Annotated in this window: 18 protein-coding genes and 1 rRNA gene; 8 read left to right on the top strand and 11 right to left on the bottom strand. The window is 39.6% G+C overall.

What is annotated here, in order from left to right; all coding sequences use genetic code 11:
• Positions 1 to 39: 39 nt before the first annotated feature.
• Entirely contained in the window at positions 40 to 387 is a 348-nt protein-coding gene (locus FTT70_RS12300) for a carboxymuconolactone decarboxylase family protein (RefSeq protein ID WP_180168662.1), read from the top strand.
• 30 nt (positions 388 to 417) lie between these two features.
• Positions 418 to 1,047, top strand: a complete 630-nt coding sequence (locus FTT70_RS12295) for a class I SAM-dependent methyltransferase (RefSeq protein WP_180168661.1) — start codon at positions 418 to 420, stop codon at positions 1,045 to 1,047.
• 109 nt (positions 1,048 to 1,156) lie between these two features.
• Here FTT70_RS12295 and dsbG read toward each other — a convergent pair whose 3' ends face one another.
• Genes dsbG through dsbD form a run of 3 tightly spaced genes read right to left on the bottom strand, consistent with a single transcriptional unit; the run spans position 1,157 to position 4,866 of the window.
• Complete coding sequence (gene dsbG, locus FTT70_RS12290; protein WP_167846000.1) at positions 1,157 to 1,915, bottom strand: thiol:disulfide interchange protein DsbG; 759 nt, start codon at positions 1,913 to 1,915, stop codon at positions 1,157 to 1,159.
• A gap of 60 nt (positions 1,916 to 1,975) precedes the next feature.
• The gene (locus FTT70_RS12285; protein WP_104851946.1) at positions 1,976 to 2,806 is read right to left on the bottom strand and encodes a TlpA disulfide reductase family protein; all 831 of its coding nucleotides are present in this window, start codon (positions 2,804 to 2,806) and stop codon (positions 1,976 to 1,978) included.
• Positions 2,803 to 4,866 (bottom strand): protein-disulfide reductase DsbD, encoded by a 2,064-nt coding sequence (dsbD, locus tag FTT70_RS12280; protein WP_180005938.1) that lies wholly within the window; start codon positions 4,864 to 4,866, stop codon positions 2,803 to 2,805. Before dsbD ends, FTT70_RS12285 begins: the two co-directional genes overlap by 4 nt.
• A 170-nt stretch (positions 4,867 to 5,036) precedes the next feature.
• Between dsbD and FTT70_RS12275 the strand changes: the two genes are divergently transcribed.
• The 5 genes from FTT70_RS12275 (at position 5,037) to accC (ending at position 10,354) form a co-directional block, all read left to right on the top strand.
• Complete coding sequence (locus FTT70_RS12275) at positions 5,037 to 5,705, top strand: response regulator transcription factor (RefSeq protein ID WP_104851944.1); 669 nt, start codon at positions 5,037 to 5,039, stop codon at positions 5,703 to 5,705.
• On the top strand, positions 5,702 to 7,108 hold the full coding sequence (locus FTT70_RS12270) for an ATP-binding protein (protein ID WP_104851943.1): 1,407 nt from the start codon (positions 5,702 to 5,704) through the stop codon (positions 7,106 to 7,108). Before FTT70_RS12275 ends, FTT70_RS12270 begins: the two co-directional genes overlap by 4 nt.
• Before the next feature lie 966 nt (positions 7,109 to 8,074).
• Positions 8,075 to 8,530, top strand: coding sequence for a type II 3-dehydroquinate dehydratase (gene aroQ, locus FTT70_RS12265; protein ID WP_096902340.1), 456 nt, complete (start codon positions 8,075 to 8,077; stop codon positions 8,528 to 8,530).
• Between the two features lie 16 nt (positions 8,531 to 8,546).
• The gene (gene accB, locus FTT70_RS12260; RefSeq protein WP_004973838.1) at positions 8,547 to 8,969 is read left to right on the top strand and encodes an acetyl-CoA carboxylase biotin carboxyl carrier protein; all 423 of its coding nucleotides are present in this window, start codon (positions 8,547 to 8,549) and stop codon (positions 8,967 to 8,969) included.
• A gap of 17 nt (positions 8,970 to 8,986) precedes the next feature.
• Complete coding sequence (accC, locus tag FTT70_RS12255) at positions 8,987 to 10,354, top strand: acetyl-CoA carboxylase biotin carboxylase subunit (RefSeq protein WP_004973841.1); 1,368 nt, start codon at positions 8,987 to 8,989, stop codon at positions 10,352 to 10,354.
• Between the two features lie 206 nt (positions 10,355 to 10,560).
• Here the strand turns inward: accC and FTT70_RS12250 are convergent, their stop codons facing one another.
• From FTT70_RS12250 to FTT70_RS12220, 7 genes are all read right to left on the bottom strand, one after another.
• Positions 10,561 to 11,322: an alpha/beta fold hydrolase gene (locus tag FTT70_RS12250; protein ID WP_180168660.1), complete on the bottom strand. Its 762-nt coding sequence runs from the start codon at positions 11,320 to 11,322 to the stop codon at positions 10,561 to 10,563.
• A 163-nt stretch (positions 11,323 to 11,485) separates the two neighbouring features.
• Complete coding sequence (locus FTT70_RS12245) at positions 11,486 to 12,352, bottom strand: MBL fold metallo-hydrolase (protein ID WP_004973849.1); 867 nt, start codon at positions 12,350 to 12,352, stop codon at positions 11,486 to 11,488.
• A gap of 1 nt (position 12,353) precedes the next feature.
• Entirely contained in the window at positions 12,354 to 12,770 is a 417-nt protein-coding gene (locus tag FTT70_RS12240) for a DUF6691 family protein (RefSeq protein WP_004973852.1), read from the bottom strand.
• Positions 12,771 to 13,187 carry a YeeE/YedE family protein gene (locus FTT70_RS12235; RefSeq protein WP_004973854.1) on the bottom strand — a complete coding sequence of 139 codons (417 nt, stop codon included), beginning with the start codon at positions 13,185 to 13,187 and terminating at the stop codon, positions 12,771 to 12,773. It lies immediately after the preceding gene.
• 248 nt (positions 13,188 to 13,435) lie between these two features.
• Positions 13,436 to 13,609, bottom strand: coding sequence for a hypothetical protein (locus FTT70_RS12230; RefSeq protein WP_004973856.1), 174 nt, complete (start codon positions 13,607 to 13,609; stop codon positions 13,436 to 13,438).
• A gap of 239 nt (positions 13,610 to 13,848) precedes the next feature.
• Positions 13,849 to 14,316, bottom strand: a complete 468-nt coding sequence (ybaK, locus tag FTT70_RS12225) for a Cys-tRNA(Pro) deacylase (protein WP_180168659.1) — start codon at positions 14,314 to 14,316, stop codon at positions 13,849 to 13,851.
• A gap of 117 nt (positions 14,317 to 14,433) precedes the next feature.
• A complete protein-coding gene (locus tag FTT70_RS12220) occupies positions 14,434 to 16,026 on the bottom strand; it encodes a Na/Pi cotransporter family protein (RefSeq protein WP_180168658.1) in 1,593 nt (530 codons plus the stop codon).
• Between the two features lie 325 nt (positions 16,027 to 16,351).
• On the opposite strand from FTT70_RS12220, the gene FTT70_RS12215 reads away from it, so the two are divergent.
• Positions 16,352 to 16,903, top strand: a complete 552-nt coding sequence (locus FTT70_RS12215) for a lytic transglycosylase domain-containing protein (protein WP_004973862.1) — start codon at positions 16,352 to 16,354, stop codon at positions 16,901 to 16,903.
• Between the two features lie 179 nt (positions 16,904 to 17,082).
• On the opposite strand, the gene rrf is transcribed toward FTT70_RS12215, so the two are convergent.
• Positions 17,083 to 17,168, bottom strand: a 5S ribosomal RNA gene (gene rrf, locus FTT70_RS12210); the annotation flags it as partial.

The raw sequence follows: 17,168 nt of genomic DNA, 5'->3' as shown, positions 1-17,168 counted from the left end.
ATTGTCTTTAGGTTCTAATCTGCTTGATGGTGAAACAACATGAAATATACCGAACTCACTGTTGAAATTTCGTCTAATATCAAATCCATTAAAGAACAATCTCCCGATTTACTTAAAAGCTTTAATGCCCTGTCACAAGTTGCGATGAAAGACGGCGTAATTGATGCCAAAACCAAAGAGTTTATTGCGCTTGCAATTGGTGTGGCACAACGCTGTGATGGTTGTATCGGTTTTCACGTCAGAACTTTGGTCAAAATGGGCATGACTTTTGAAGAATTGAATGAAATTTTAGGTATTGCTGTTTATATGGGCGGTGGCCCATCACTCATGTATGCCGCAAACGCCGTGGCAGCATTTAAAGAGTTTTCTCCATCTACAGCCGAATAACAGCATCAAATTATTTACCGAGTCGAAACTATGTCAAATATCCATAATGAATGGGATGAACGCTATAGCCAACATGACCATATTTATGGTGAACAAGCCAATGCGTTCATTCAGGACATTACGCAAAAACTGCCTATTCACGGCAAAACTTTGGGCTTGGCCGAAGGTGAAGGTCGTAACTTGTTATATTTGGCCGCTTTGGCACAAGCCAATCGGCAAGCATTTGAAGCAGATTTGTGGGACTACTCGCAAGTTGCTTTAGATAAGGCCCAAGGCTATGCACAGCAACGTGGTTTAAGTCTAAATACACGAAAGCAAGATTTAAGTCAGGTGAATTGGCCAGCGAATCAATATGACAACGTGATTTGCGTATTTGGTCACTTTAACCCTGAAACACAGCAAAAAGTGTTAAATGGCGTGCGCGAAACTTTGGTCAACGGCGGTTTATTTGTTGGTGAGCTGTATTCTACTCGTCAGCTAGAATATAAAACGGGCGGCCCACGTGCAGTAGAAATGCTGTACGATCCTATCGAGTTTTTAAGCCATTTTAAACACGATCATCTGATTCATTTCTTTGTGGGCGATGTAGAACGCTCAGAAGGCAAACTGCATCAGGGCAAATCCCACGTCATTCAATTTGCGATTCGTATTCAGAAATAAAAGACTGAATCTTTTACATCAAAAAGCTTGCTCCAATGCAATTAGAGCAAGCTTTTTTGCGCTTTAGATTTGAATATTCAGTTAGATATTTGCTCGGAAATTTTTAAAATCACTCAAACACATCTTTCATAGATTTTGGCATTCCTTGTACCGACTGTAATTCGCCCTGTTTATTTTTCCAAAGCACAACAGGTGTGGCAAAGAACTCGTATTTATCCATCAGTGCCTGATTCTGTTCTAAGGTTTTTTCTACATGTACAGGCACAGTTTTTTGCTCGATCAGCTTTTTTTGTCCGTATTGACGATGGAACTCATTAAAGGTCTGCTGTGGGTTTTTCGCCATTAATAAAGTCGCCGCCTGCCCTTTGCTTTCAGCTCGGATCACCGCCACAATAATGTGTCTTAACTGAACTTTTCCAGATTCCACCCACGGACGTGCCTGCTTCCAAAAGGTATGACAATACGGACAATTCGGGTCTGAAAACACATAGACAATTTTTTCAGCACTGGTTTGCCCATCCTGAATCCAAGTGGCGTGTTCCAGACTTTGCCACACATCTTCAAGTACCGACTTTTTCACATAACGGTCTAAGGCATCAACTGTTAAATTATTGCCTTGTGCATCAAACAAAGTGCCTACAATATAGTATTTCTGATCATTGGAAATAAACACTGTCGCAGGACTTTGTTCAATATGCCCTGCCCAACCTGTCATTTGTGCAGGTGCCTGAATTTGCTGCACAAACTTAAAACCTTCTTTTTCAATGTGCTGTTTTAAGCTGTCCTGTGCTTGCAGCATACTCACACTACTGGCAAGACTCATACCTATCGCCAGTTTCAGCATGTTATTTTTGATGTTAGATGTCATATTGATTGTCCTTAATTTTGGCTTCACGGCGGGTTTTCTTTCAAATCGTTAAGAGCGCGTTTATGGATTCGCTTGTATTTTTTTCAGATAATGCTGCAGCATCGGCTTGGTCAATTCACCCATGTGATGATCGACCAATTCTCCTTGTGCATTAAAAAACAAAGTACTTGGCAAACCGAACATATTGAAGTGTTGTCCTAAACGAGCTGCAGGGTCTAATAACACGTGTTCAAACTGAAATCGATGTTTCTGTAAATAGGCTTGAATCTCTGCTGCAAATTCGCCTTGATTGGCAAATACAAAATTGACCTCAGGGAAATCTTGCTGTGCTTGTTGCATAACAGGCATTTCACGGTGACAAACTGGACACCAAGTCGCCCAGAGATTAATCACGGTGGGCTGACCTGAAAATTGAGCTAAATCTTGAGGTTGTTGCGCTAGGTTGTGCAATACTAGATTGGGATAGGCATGCTGCGTCTGCAAAGGTTGGATAAGACTCCAACCTACAACTTGTACTGTAATAAAGAGCGCAACTGCCCATGCCAGAACAACACGTTGAATAGCGCGATTTTTCCAGACAAACCACGCCACACCTGCCATAACTGCGGCAATCAGATGAAAGCCTTTGTCCTGAATTTTTAAAATATCAATCGGGTTGGCAAAGTACAGCTCATAATGCTGCAACACAAAAACTGCCCGCCCAACTAAAGCACCAATCCACAGCGCATTCCATAATGCATCCTGATAACCTGTCCAAGTCTGTGCATTCCATGTATAACGACGCTGAAAAAATTTACCCATTGCAAAGACGACAATCAGTCCTAGCAATAAAAACACCAATGGCCATGGAATCATCAACATGCCTAACTGCAAGACTGCGGATTGAATCATGGCGCAGCCTCTTGCAGTTGATGAATATTTTGAATCAATTGCGCTGCGTTATAAGCACCTGTTAGACGCAATTCACGTTGTTCCCGTTGTGGATCTGCCAAAAATAACAACGTTGGCGGCCCTAAAATCTGCCATTTTTTCAATAAGGCATCTTGTGAAGGATGCTGTTCGGTTAAGTCGAGTTTAATCCGCACCACATGCTTTAAAGCATCTTGCACATCGGTACGAGGAATCACATCACGCTCAATCGGCTGACACGCCACACACCAATCGGCATAGACATCAATCACAATCTTTTGATGAGCATGTGCGGCCAAAGCTGCATTCAACTCTTGTTCTGTGCGTACTTTGATCCATGGCTGTAATTGGTCTGCTTGTACCTGCGCATTGACACTGGCAATACTCTGATTGACATGCCAAATTCCACTACTGGCGATTACTGCCACCAAAGCCAATAACGAAAAACGCTGTGGACGATGTAACACGTGGCGCAAAATTGCAATTAAATATGCAGCGAAGGCAAATAACACCACAGCAAAAGCAACATAGTACCAAGTCACAGAAAATAGCGGACGAGCAAAATACAAAGCCATTGCCAACATGATAAAACCAAAGCTAAATTTTAGCCGTTCCATCCACAAACCTGGCTTTGGCAAATATTTCGCGCCAAACACGCTGGCAATAAGTAAAGGAATTCCCATACCTAAACCGAGCAGGAACAAATATAAACCACCCAATGCTGCTTGATCCAAATGTGAGACGTACAGCAATGCTCCCGCTAAAGGCGCACTCATACATGGCCCGACAATCAGTGCAGAAATCACCCCCATAACGCCCGCACCCAATAAAGTACCGCCTTTTTGATATTGCTGAATACGATCTAAACGCTGTAACACTGCTTGTGGTAATGACAACTGATACAGTCCAAACAGGTTTAAAGCAAAGAGCACAAACAACATAGCAAAAACTGCAATCACTACGGGATTTTGGAACCAACGCTGTACGCTATAACCAATGTGTGACGCAACAACGCCCATCAAGCCATAGACTAGCGCCATACTGACGATAAAGGTGATCGCAATTGCTGCCGCTTTATAGCCTGTATTGCGCTGCACCAAAATGCCAGAAAGAATTGGAATCAGCGGCAATGAACACGGTAAAAAAGCCAGTAATACCCCAAAACCTAAAAAGATAAACGCATTCAGTAACAACCCTTGCCCAGACAATAAATTCAGGAAAAATTGATCATTGTTCCATTGCTGATTCAGACTCGTACTACTGGCTGTTTCCGTATTGCTTGAATTGGCTGATGCAGCGAATGTATTGTCTGTCAATGCCGTATCTGTATTTTCAATCTCTAAGGAATTTGCTAAATCAACGTTTTCTACTGATTCAGGGGTAAGTTTAGGATCAGCTTGTGTTACAGCAACCGCATTTTCAGCAAGCTGTGCTTTGTTTTCTAGCGTTTGCTGTTCAAGTTTGAGTTCTTTTGTCGTTACAGTATTTGCAGTTGTCGTAACTTGTTTTTGTGTACTAGAACCATTGGCTTGATGCTTATCTGCATCATTTAAGTTAGTGTTTAAAGCAGCCTGATTATTCTGATTGAGTTGCTGAAGTAAATTACCTTTGCCCGCACTTAAATTATGCTGTGGCAATAAACCATCGGCATCGGTTTGAATCGTTTTACGCTGTACGGGATAACACAAACCATCTTCAGCGCAGCCTTGCCAAGTAATTTGATATTGCTGATTAGGCTTCACCTGAATCTGTGTTGTCACTTGCCCATAATGCACACGTGTCAGCCCGAAAGTCGGATCATCTTTTTCCTGCCCTGCAGGCAATTTAAAAGCAAGCGGCTTTTGAGCCTGACTGACTTTGAATTGATCGTGATATAAATAGTAATGCGGTGCGACATCCCATTTCAGTTCAACCGTTTGTTCAGACAATGACGTCGCCTGAAACTTAAAAGCTTGATCGGACGCTAAAAATTCATTGGCAGCATTGACCCACACCGCACACAGACTCAACACAAAATAAGCAATGACGCGAATAAAAATCATGTATTTATACTAAAAATTAAAAAACTGACTGTATTATCGGTAAGTGTAGATTAAGAGAACATTAATAAAGATTTTTCTTTGTAAACTTGAGCATTGTAGGTGCCTAATCTAAATTTGTGGCGTGATCGAGATGTGTCATATATTGGGCTGACTGTGGTATAGGAGCAAATATGTTCGTCGTTTTGGTGGAAGATGATCCTTATATTGCCCAAAGTATTGTGGCAGCACTCGAATTTTTAAGTATTTCAGTCGAACACGTGAATAACGCGCGCGATGCCGATTACTTCATACGTCATAGTGCGGTAGATCTGTGCCTGCTCGATTTAGGTCTGCCTGACCAAGATGGTTTACAGTTACTCGAAAACTGGCGTAAAGATGCCATTCATATTCCAGTATTGGTATTAACCGCGCGGAATCATACTCAAGACTGCGTACAGGCGCTCAACTTAGGAGCAGATGACTACCTAACTAAACCTTTTGAATTAAATGAACTGATTGCCCGTGTATATGCATTAAGCCGCCGTCATCGTGGTTATTCATCGAACCAACTGCAAAGTGGTCAGTTACACATGAACCTCGATACACAAGAAGTCAGTTGGCATTCACAAAACATTCAGCTTTCACGCCGTGAATATAGCCTATTGGAAACCTTTTTACGGCATCCGAACCAAATCTTAAAAAATGAAGAACTGATAGATAAAGTGTATGGCTTTCAAGACAGTATCGAAAGCAATGCCTTAAATGTGCATATCTACCATTTACGGCATAAAATCCACCCCGATTTTATTCAAACGGTGCGTGGTGTCGGCTACATCTTTAAACCTGAGCTGCTGACATGAAAAACTACAGTCTGAAATGGCGTTTGGTATCGACCATCAGCTGTGCATTTATTTTGCTGTGGGTGATTGTCTTTGCATGGCTCTACCATGACTTGGAACAACGCTTACAAAATACGCTGGATGAACGACTTTCTACCTCAGCCCGTATGGTCGCCCGCCTGATTCAGCAACTGCCCCTAGAACAACTCACAGAAAGTTTGCATGCCGAATCAGAAAATGCCTTGCTACATAGTTTAATTGCTTGTGAAGTCTCTATTTTCCGTGCCGATGTTTCATTACCACAGCATGTGATTGCACGCACTCAAGGCGCACCGAAAAATTTAAAAAACCAACAAGTCGGTTTCAGCACATGGACAGAAAATGGACTGCAATGGCGTAGTTATGTACTGCGTGAAGGTGAAGTTCAGGTGGTGGTGGCTGAAAAAATTCAGTTACGGCAAAACCTACTTAAACAAATTTTACAGTCGGTACTGATTCCTTTACTGCTTACTTTGATTATTTGTATTTTGCTAATTTTGTGGATTATCCGTCTGGAGTTTTTACCGCTCGATCACATCACCCGCCACTTAATTCAGAAAAAACAATCTTTAGATGAAGCTTCTCGTTATTTAATTGAACTGAGATCACAAAAAATTCCTAAAGAAATTCAGCCTTTTGTCGATAACTTATTGATGCTGATTGAACGCCTACATAAAAGTCTGGAACACGAAAAAAACTTTAGTGCATTTGCTGCGCATGAACTGCGCACGCCGTTAACGGCTATTAAAACGCATGTGCAACTGAGCCAATTGATGTTGAATCAAACCGCATCTGCCCAAGATACAGCCAAAGTCATCGACAATTTAAAACACGCAGAACGCAGCATCCAACGTTATCAACAACTTTTGGAACAACTGTTATTGCTCAGTCAAACTGAAGCAGGTATTCAAGCGGCACATAGCCATGCAGATATGCGTAGCGTATTAGAAACAGTCTTGTCGGAACTGACTGTGGAATATCCCAATTTATCAGCGAAATTACAGATTGATTGGGCGAGTTTGGTAGCACAACACATTAATATTCCAGCGCCTGCGTTGCACATGGTACTGAAAAACTTGATTCAAAATGCTTATTTGCATGCAGAGGATGCGCCAAACATTCAAATTTATATGCAAGACCTGCAATTGATCATTGCAGACCAAGGCAAAAGCCTGAATGAAGATGATTTTACCATTCTGACTCAGCGTTTTTGGCGTAAATCTGCGCATAAACAAGGCTATGGCTTAGGTCTAACTCTAGTCAAAGTATTATTAGAGCAATATGGCTACCTACTTCAATTTCAGGCTAACCAACCGCAAGGTTTAAAAGTGATTGTCAGTTTTGATGCAGCACCTTCTGCAACAGAGAAACAACAGACGGATTAAGCTTTTCTGAGCTTTAACAGCAAATAAAGCAAGATTCAGAACAAGATCACTTAACTTTTGCCAATACCGAACATATTGCTCTACTTTACGATAACGCCATTTTTAAGGTGATTTTTGAAATAAAAGGTCAATGCGTTCTAAAATTTTATCTATGATGTAGATGCTGCGGGCTATTGAGTAGAAGAACATTGGCTAGAAAAAATTGCTGAAACTTTCATCACCGTTTTTTTGTTCGATACCACGTCATATTTTTAAATGAGGTAGATATCCGTGCAGATCGTGCATGTGCTTGGTCTTGTGATCAATCTACAACTTAATTAAAGTGTACATAAAACCAACAGCACCCCACTCAAAATATAATACGCAGCGTAGGAGCATCTATTCCAGACTAAAATATAGATAAATATATCAATCAAAGCATTCCATTTAAGCTCATGTTTTATTTAAATAAAGTTGAATTTTTAAAATATCTTATTATCGAAATGATCTTTCTATCGAATCCATAACCACTTGAACGATGATCACAAAACGTATTAGATGATCCACTGCAGTTTGTGTGGTCATCTACTTTGAATGAACTGAAAAAATGGAATCGCCATTTTTTATAAACAGCAACGAAATATCATGCTATAAAGAAATGCGATATTGATGTTGGTTGTTTTCTGGCTTTGACATTCCGAATCAAACCAGTTCAAGTCACTCGCTTGATCAGTCGTTACAGAAAACAAATGAATAGATTTGGTCAGTTGTTTTATAATATAAAAATCAGCAAAAAAAACTAAAAATGTAATTTTTTAACATTGCGAATTCCCTGCAAAGTTTTCATTATAGAGCCTCATTTTGGCACACGCTTTCTACGTCAAATTAAACAAATTACAAAAAAAATGTGGAATTTTATGCCATAATTAGCAAACTTTGCAGACATCTTGCAAAGTATTATTGCAATTATTTATTGGAGCAAGCGGAATGAGTTCGACCATTTTGGTTATTCATGGACCGAATCTAAATTTGCTAGGAAAGCGTGAACCCGAAGTTTATGGTTACCTCACTCTTGAGGATATAAATCAACAGCTCATTTCACAAGCGCAAAAAGCATCAATTTCTATAGATACTTTCCAAAGTAATTGGGAAGGCGCAATTGTAGACCGAATTCATCAAGCCGCGTTAGATGGCACACAATATATCATTATTAACCCTGCTGCATTAACGCATACCTCTGTTGCGGTACGTGATGCCTTGTTAGGGGTCGCTATTCCATTTCTTGAAGTCCATTTGTCGAATGTGCATGCACGTGAGGCGTTTAGACATCATTCATATTTATCAGACAAAGCCATTGGTGTGATTTGCGGTTTAGGCGCAAAAGGCTATGCCGCAGCACTCGACTTTGTTCTTGAAAAAATTCAACCTACTACACAATCTTAAACTAGGAATACTGTCCATGGATATTCGTAAAATCAAGAAACTCATCGACTTGATGATTGAATCTGACTTACAAGCGATTGAAGTTAAAGAAGGCGATCAGTCGATTGCATTAACTCGTCGCAGTCCAGTAGTAGCGGCAGCAGTTCCTGCAATGCCTGCACCTTCTGCAGAAGTACCATCTGCACCTAAATCTTCACCACGTGGTGCTGTTGAAACTTCTCCAATGGTTGGCGTGTTCTATGCAGCACCAAGCCCAGGTGAAGCACCATTTATTAAAGTGGGTCAAACTGTTTCTGCTGGTGAAACGCTTGGTATTATTGAAGCAATGAAAATCATGAACCCAATTGAAGCAACTCAAAGTGGCGTGATTGAAGAAATTCTAGTTAAAAATGGCGAAGTGATTCAATTTGGTCAACCACTCTTCCGCTACCGCGCTTAAGACCTCGGGGATTCACAATGTTGCAAAAAGTTTTAATTGCAAACCGTGGTGAGATTGCCCTGCGCATCACCCGAGCTTGCAAAACTTTAGGGATCAAAACCGTAGGTATCTATTCTGATGCCGATAAAGATCTAATGCACTTACGCTTTTGTGATGAAGCCGTGTGTATTGGTCCGGGTGCGAGCAGTGAAAGTTACCTGAATATTCCTGCAATTATTACTGCAGCAGAAATTACAGGTGCAGACGCCATTCACCCTGGTTATGGTTTCCTTGCTGAAAATGCCGAATTTGCTGAAATTGTAGAAAGTTCAGGTTTCATTTTCATTGGTCCACGCCCTGAGCATATTCGCTTAATGGGTAACAAAGTTTCTGCAATTACTGCAATGCGTAAAGCTGGCGTACCAACTGTACCGGGTTCAGCACACGCCGTTACACCACACAATGCTTTAGCTGAAGCCAAAGAAATTGGTTTCCCGCTCATTGTAAAAGCGGCTGCTGGTGGTGGTGGTCGTGGTATGCGTATTGTAGAGCGCGTAGACACCCTGCTTGAATCAGTTCAAGCGGCTCAACGTGATGCAGAAATGTGGTTTGGTGATGACACGGTCTATATGGAACGTTTCTTACAAAAGCCACGTCACGTAGAAGTACAAGTATTGGCTGATGGTAATGGTCACGCGATTCACCTTTATGACCGCGACTGTTCTTTACAACGTCGTCACCAAAAAGTGCTTGAAGAAGCGCCAGCACCTAACTTACCAGAACAAGCACGTGCCGATATTTTAGAAGCGTGTGTTAATGCATGTAAGTTAATGCAATACCGTGGTGCAGGTACTTTCGAATTCTTATTTGAAGATGATGAATACTTCTTCATTGAAATGAATACACGTGTTCAAGTTGAGCACCCTGTAACTGAAATGGTGACAGGCATTGACATCATTGAACAACAATTGCGTATTGCTGCAGGTCTAGGTTTAGACATTGAGCAAGATCAGGTTGAAATTCGTGGTCACGCAATCGAATGTCGTATTAACGCAGAAGACCCAACCACCTTCGTACCTTCACCGGGTAAAATTGAACACTTCTATGCCCCAGGTGGTGCAGGTGTTCGTGTAGATTCACACATCTACGAAGGTTATAGCATTCCGCCGTATTACGACTCAATGATTGCTAAACTGATTGTGCATGGTAAAGATCGTGAAACCAGTATTGCGCGTATGCGTCAAGCCTTGGATGAAACTATCTTAACAGGAATTAAAACCAACATTCCTTTGCACAAAGACTTGATTCTGCAAGATAAAAACTTCTGCAAACAAGCAATGGATATTCACTATCTTGAAAAGCATTTGCTAAAGCAACTTGCTGGCAATGAAGAAGAAAAAGCATAAGTAATTAAGGTTGCTTAAGTTTAAAATAAAGAGCTGATGATTCAACGTCAGCTCTTTTTTATTGTTGAGAATAAAAGCTAAACCGTTCATCTATGCAGATCAGTATGAATAAAAAACCAATACTCCAAATGGAGTATTGGTTTAAAAATTGATTTAAAAACTGAGATCATTTTAGATCATCGAATGATGCAAAATACTAGACAAGATTAATCTAAAAACTCAGTCATGAATGCCAATACTTCTGCGGTTTTTTCGGCATGCAACCAATGCCCTGCATGAGCGACTGTTTCAACTTTTGCGTGAGGAAACTGTGCTTGAATAGCGGCATAATGCTCAGGTAACTCAATATAAGGTGAATTACCGCCACGAATAAACAAAGTATTGACATCACTATGCACCGTCTGCCATGACAAAATTTCGGCATAATGTTCATGTAGCGCATTTAAGTTAAATAACCATTGCCCTTTGCTAAATGACTTCATCAAAAATTGCACAACCATTTCTTCTTGAAGATGCTCACGCATAATTTCCATTGCCGCTTGGCGACTTTCAACTTGTGCATCTTGCACAGCAAACAAGGCTGTAAAAATTTGATCGTGACGATTTTCAGGATAAGCAAAAGGACAAATATCCAATAAAACCAATTGCTGTAAACGCCCAGCAGCCAGAGGAGCTAAAGTCATTGGAACTTTACCGCCCATTGAATGCCCAACCACAGAAAACTGTTCGATATTCAAGCTGTTCAACGTTTCTAAAACATCTTGTGCCATTGCTGCATAATTCATGTCATCACAATGCGCAGACTTACCATGATTGCGCACATCTAATTGAATTACGGTGCGCTGTTCTTGAAATGCACGTGCGAGCATGCCTAAATTACTCAAACTACCAAATAAACCATGAATAAAAACCAAAGGTGGCAATGTAGATTCAGGCTGATTTTGCGTGATTTGATAATTTAACAACATAAAATAGACTCTAAACTTGAATTCAAATGATTGATCTATTTAATGAGTTTTGAGTTTATAAATCAAATTTTATATGTGCTTTTTACGGTGAAACTTATAATATTGCTTAGGCTATTTGTGTGAGCCTAAGCAATAACATACAAGATGAACTTTTCTTAAAATTTTATTTAAAATAATTCAAAGGCAACTTCAAATAACGAATGCCGTTGGCCTCAGGTTGTGGGAACTTACCTGCGTCCATATTGATTTGAATTGATGGCAGAATCAATTTAGGCATCGTTAAAGTAGCATCACGCTGAGTTCTCATCTCAATAAATTCAGCTTTGCTTACCCCTGTATGAATATGAATATTCTGCTCTTTTTGAGTTTTGAGCAGTGTTTCATGTTCATATTGTTCACGTGATTCTGGTAGATAATCATGGCATAAGAACACTCGTGTTTCTTCAGGCAATGCGTATAGCGTTTGCACAGAATCGTACAACTGCCCTGCACTGCCTTTCGGGAAATCACAACGTGCCGTACCATAATCAGGCATAAACAAAGTATCACCTACAAATACAGCATCACCGATCACATAGCTTAAACAAGCAGGCGTATGCCCCGGTGTAGGGATGTTATAGGCTTGTAATTCACCAATCGTAAAAGTTTCATGATCGTCAAACAGATAATCAAATGATTGATGTGAATTGAAATACTTGATATCCAAGTTATAGATAGCACTAAATGTTTCTTGCACAATCGAAATTTTATGGCTCATGGCAATTTTACCACCCAACTGCTCTTTTAAATATTGAGAAGCTGTCAGGTGATCGGCATGCACATGCGTTTCTAAAATCCATTCAACCGTTAATTCATTTTTTTGGATGTAAGCAATGATTTCATCGGCATGAATTGTTGAAGTAGTCGCAGATGCAGGGTCATAATCCAACACGCTGTCAATAATGGCACATTGACGCGTTACAGGATCACTTACCACATAACTGAATGTATTAGTATTTTCATCAAAAAAATGCTGAATATCTGCGTGCATCTTATGCTCCTGCAACCTTACGATGAATGAGAATCCCCACCAACATTGCAACAATAAAATAGATTGCTTGATAATAACCTAAACCAATCAAGGTTAGACTTGGCGCTGGACAAATTCCTGCAACGCCCCAACCGATACCAAAAATAAAACTACCTGTGATCAGTTTAGAGTCAATTTGAGTTTGTTTAGGCAAATCAATTGGTTCATTTAAAATGGTTTTTGGTTCAGCTTGGCGCATAATTCTTTGGAATGGAATAAAGGCAACCGCAATTGCACCCATCATAACAAATGCCAGACTTGCATCCCATGTACCGAAAAGATCGAGGAAGTTTAAAACTTTTTCAGGATTCGACATACCAGAAAGAATCAATCCAGCTGAAAAAATACCACCGAAAACAAAGGCTAAGAAATTTTTCATTTAGAATGCTCCTGTGATATGGCGGATAACATAAACGGTAATAAAGCCAGCTAACATAAAGGTAGCTGTTGCTGCAATGGAGCGCTTAGATAAACGACTCATGCCACAAATACCATGTCCACTGGTACAACCCGAACCCAAACGAGTACCGAAACCAACCAACAATCCCGCCACAATCATCATCAATGGGCTTGCATTCAATTCAACTTTAGGTTGAGCCACGATGCCATAGAAAAAAGGCACAATGAAAATACCTAACACAAACCACAATGCAGGCGTTTTGAACAGCGTTTGCGGATTTAATACTTGAGCCAGTAAACCACTAATGCCTGCAATACGACCATGAACATATAAATAGCCCACGACTGCAAGACCAAGCAATCCACCACCGATTAATGCCAGCAGATAATCATGCATTTTGAACACCCAAAACAATATATGTTTTTATAATATATTATTGTAATTATTATTCAACTATTCTCTTGTAAGTTTTGTAAACTTCATCTGACTATTCGTCTATGTTTGCGATGTGAGAGAGATTTCGCAAGTTTTTGGCTGATATTAAGTCATAAGGCAGAAAATTTAGTCATTCTAAATGACTGCCTCATAACGTAATAAAGATATATCAAAATAGACAGCAACGACAAAAGTTGAGGGCATTAGACTCATTTGTGAGCAAGCGCAATAAGTTCTTTTTTATGCCGACGAATTACACGTTTAGCAGCATCTAACATAATGCGATTGGTAGTCTCATCATCACCAAAGTCAATAGGTTTAGCTGGACACATTGGACGAGCTTTTCGATCTTCGATTGTGTAGTCTTTAAGACGCTTACCCATACTGCACCTCTCAGAATTTCTTAACTTTCACTAATATAACATAAAATTTAGTTTGTTAAAAAATCATCAATACGAGTTTTTAATTACCCTATTTATTGCTTAAAGATAACTTTTTTTGTTATTAAATGGTCGCTTGGAACAAGAATCACTGAGATGAAACGAATAGGAATAGTTGCTACATTCATACAAGAACAAGCATCTGTGTGCTTTGGACTCAAAACAATATAAAGTTCAACATATCATGCATCTACAATATCTACAAAATTAGCATTTAAAACTTTTGCCAAATCGCTTGGTGTTAAACCAATATCTAATCCCCGCTTCCCTCCACTCACATACATAGTTGCAAGCTGTTGAGCGGATGCATCAATCACTGTTTTCAGTTGTTTCTTCTGCCCAATTGGACTAATGCCCCCAACCAAATAACCTGTCAAACGCTCAGCACCTTTAGGATCAGCCATGTGTACTTTTTTACACTGAAAAGCAGCCGCAACTTTTTTAAGATTTAATTGGTAATGGACAGGTAAAATCGCCACAAAATAATGCTTATCATCACTGACCAATAAAGTTTTAAATACTTCTGTGACATCTAAGCCTAACTTCTCCGCAGCTTCTAAACCAAAACTTTTAGCATTATGATCATGTTCATATTCATGCATAGAAAATTGAATTTTCTTGGCTTTTAAAAGTTTAGCTGCTGGAGTCATTGAAAAAATACTGTAAAAAACGATGCTCAAATTATACGCTTGATTGAGATTAAAAGTGAATTCGCTTAGGCTATTTTTAAATATAAAAGTAACTATCGAAAAAATAGCCTAAAATCATTAACTTGGTTTACGTGAATTTTCAACCAACACGTTAGCTAAGCGCTGTGCATGCGCAATCACGCGATCCAACCAACGTTGTGCCGCCAACAACTCTAAACCTGTCGCAGCATTGAGCTGATTCACGGCAATATATTGCAGCACTTTTTCACGGTTTTCGGCACGTTGATCTTCTGTCCATTTTTTCAAATTAGATAATTCGGTATTTAGACTTAGTACATGTTTATGCACATCAAAATCATCCATTTCTTTTAGATGTTCATCAAGAATTTGTACAAAATCTAAGCCAACTTGATAAATTGCAGGTTGGGTGCGTATTTCTTTTGCTAAAGTAATATTTTCCAAATCACTTCGTAAAACACGTAAATACACCATCAAACGAAGCATCGCCATTAAACGCTGTTGATCGGCTTCATTTTCTGAAATCGACATTTCTTCCAAATAGCGTTGGACTTGAATGAGTACTTCATCTAGCTGTAATAAACGTACTTTTGAAGGTAATCTTCCCTCTTGGATAGCCAGTTTTAGCATCACCAAAACGTCATACAAACTATGGTAAATCACCTTTGATGCAGCATGAATAGCCAAGGCGGGCACAGATAAACTCGCTTGATCGAGATAACATAAAACCGATTGAGTTTGATCTGGGATAATTTTCATAATCAGTTTTTCGAACTGACGGATAAAAGGCAAAATAATCAAAGTACCAGAAATACTGAATGCTGTATGAAATGCAGCAACAATCACCACATTGTCCCATGTTGCCATAAGACGTTGATTTTGTGTTAGCTCAAGAAATAACGGTTTTAAAATAATAAAAGCAAAAATGGCTGAAATGATGTTAAAAATCACATGAACCGCTGCAGTACGTTTGGCATTTGCAGTTGAACCAATTGCAGCAATAATGGCTGTCGCCACCGTACCAATATTCTGTCCAATCACCAAACCTAAAGCCTGTTGCAAATCAATCGCACCACTGGCCAATGCTGCTAAGGTCGCGGTAATTGCAGCACTTGAAGATTGCAACAGAATGGTCATGATAATACCGACCAAAACCAAACTGAGTAGCGCAATCAAAGATCTACTTGAAAATACTGATAAATCGACACGTTCAGCAAAACCTGACATGGCAACTTGCAACATATCAATGCCAAGGAAAATCAGACTAAAACCTGCCAATGTCATTCCAAATAATGCAACTCGCCCCTGACTAAATAATTTGAGCATTGCACCCAAACCCAGCAAAGGTAATGCAAAACTGGTGATGGAAAATTTAACACCTAAAAATGCCACCATCCAACCCGTACTGGTTGTGCCAATATTCGCGCCAATAATGACACCAATTGCCTGAGCAAAAGTAAGAATCCCCGCACTAACAAAACCAATCGTGGCTAAAGTTGTTGCCGTAGAAGACTGTACAATTAAAGTTAAACCGATGCCTGAAAGCACAGCTTTAATGGGTGAACCTGTGAACTTAGACAACCAAATACGCAAGGTTTCCCCTGCCATATCTTTTAAGCTGTCCGTCATCATGGTCATACCAATCAAAAATAGGCCAATACCACCACATAATTGTACAAAGACTTCTAACACACTTACTCCCTGTGCAATAAGCAATTTTCAAAGTGCTAAAAAGCCGATATTGTACGTACTTTTATCTTAAAATTGCAGTTTATTTGTTCTATTCCAATAGTTTATATTAAATAAAAAACTTGTCATCAATTTGACATATTATTAAAACCTAAGGATAGATCAGACTCCATTGGTTTATCCAATCATTCGATAAAACAAAACGAAACCTCTGTATTATGCTGACACGATACAATTCAAATCTTCAGTTCACTTGACTGAACCAATCGCTCACCTCAAAATCAGTATATATACTCACATACGCCAAAATGACAGATATAGTTTTAATATGATTTTTAATGCATTTAGAAAATATCCATCTATAAAAATATTCAGTATTGGTTGTACTGTTTTAACGTTAGCAGCCTGCTCTCCACTAGGAGGTGGCTCTCTTGCAAAACGCTCAGCTAAACTTTCTACAGGGATCCAAAAGGCTTATGCTGTGCATCCTGATACAGCAAATCGTGTAGCACCAATCATTGTACAAAGTGCAGAACAACATAATGTTGATCCTCTGCTTGTCGCTGCAGTTATTAGACAAGAATCGAATTATCGTGCCTATGCTGTTTCACCTTCAGGTGCAGTTGGGTTCACACAAATTATTCCACGTTATTGGCAGCAGACTTGTCCTGGCGATTTATTCCATGAACATACCAATATCAACTGTGGTACATTTATTTTAAATCATTATAAAAATCAGTCGGGTAAATGGCCTAAAGCTTTGGCCTATTACAATGTGGGACCTACTGGCTACAATAGTAATCGAAAAATGAAAAAGCAAGGTAAACGCTACGCGAAACAAGTCAAACAGCACCAAAAAAACTTAAAAGATGCACTTTAATTTTGACTTACTAGCTTAATAAAGTAGCCAATACCCGTTGAATTAAAGCCATCCTCAGATGGTTTTATTTTGCCTTCACTTTTATGTTTCCTTTCTTTTTATAATTTTATTTTTCTAACTTTATTTTCTTTTTGCATAAAAAAACACCCCCAACGCTAGTTGAGGGTGTTTGAATAATGAGCTGGCGATGACTTACTCTCACATGGGTAACCCCACACTACCATCAGCGCGAAGAGGTTTCACTTCTGAGTTCGGGAAGGGATCA

This window comes from Acinetobacter sp. YH01003 (assembly GCF_013420525.1).
Taxonomy (GTDB): domain Bacteria; phylum Pseudomonadota; class Gammaproteobacteria; order Pseudomonadales; family Moraxellaceae; genus Acinetobacter; species Acinetobacter towneri.
This window is presented reverse-complemented; position numbering and strand designations above follow the sequence as displayed.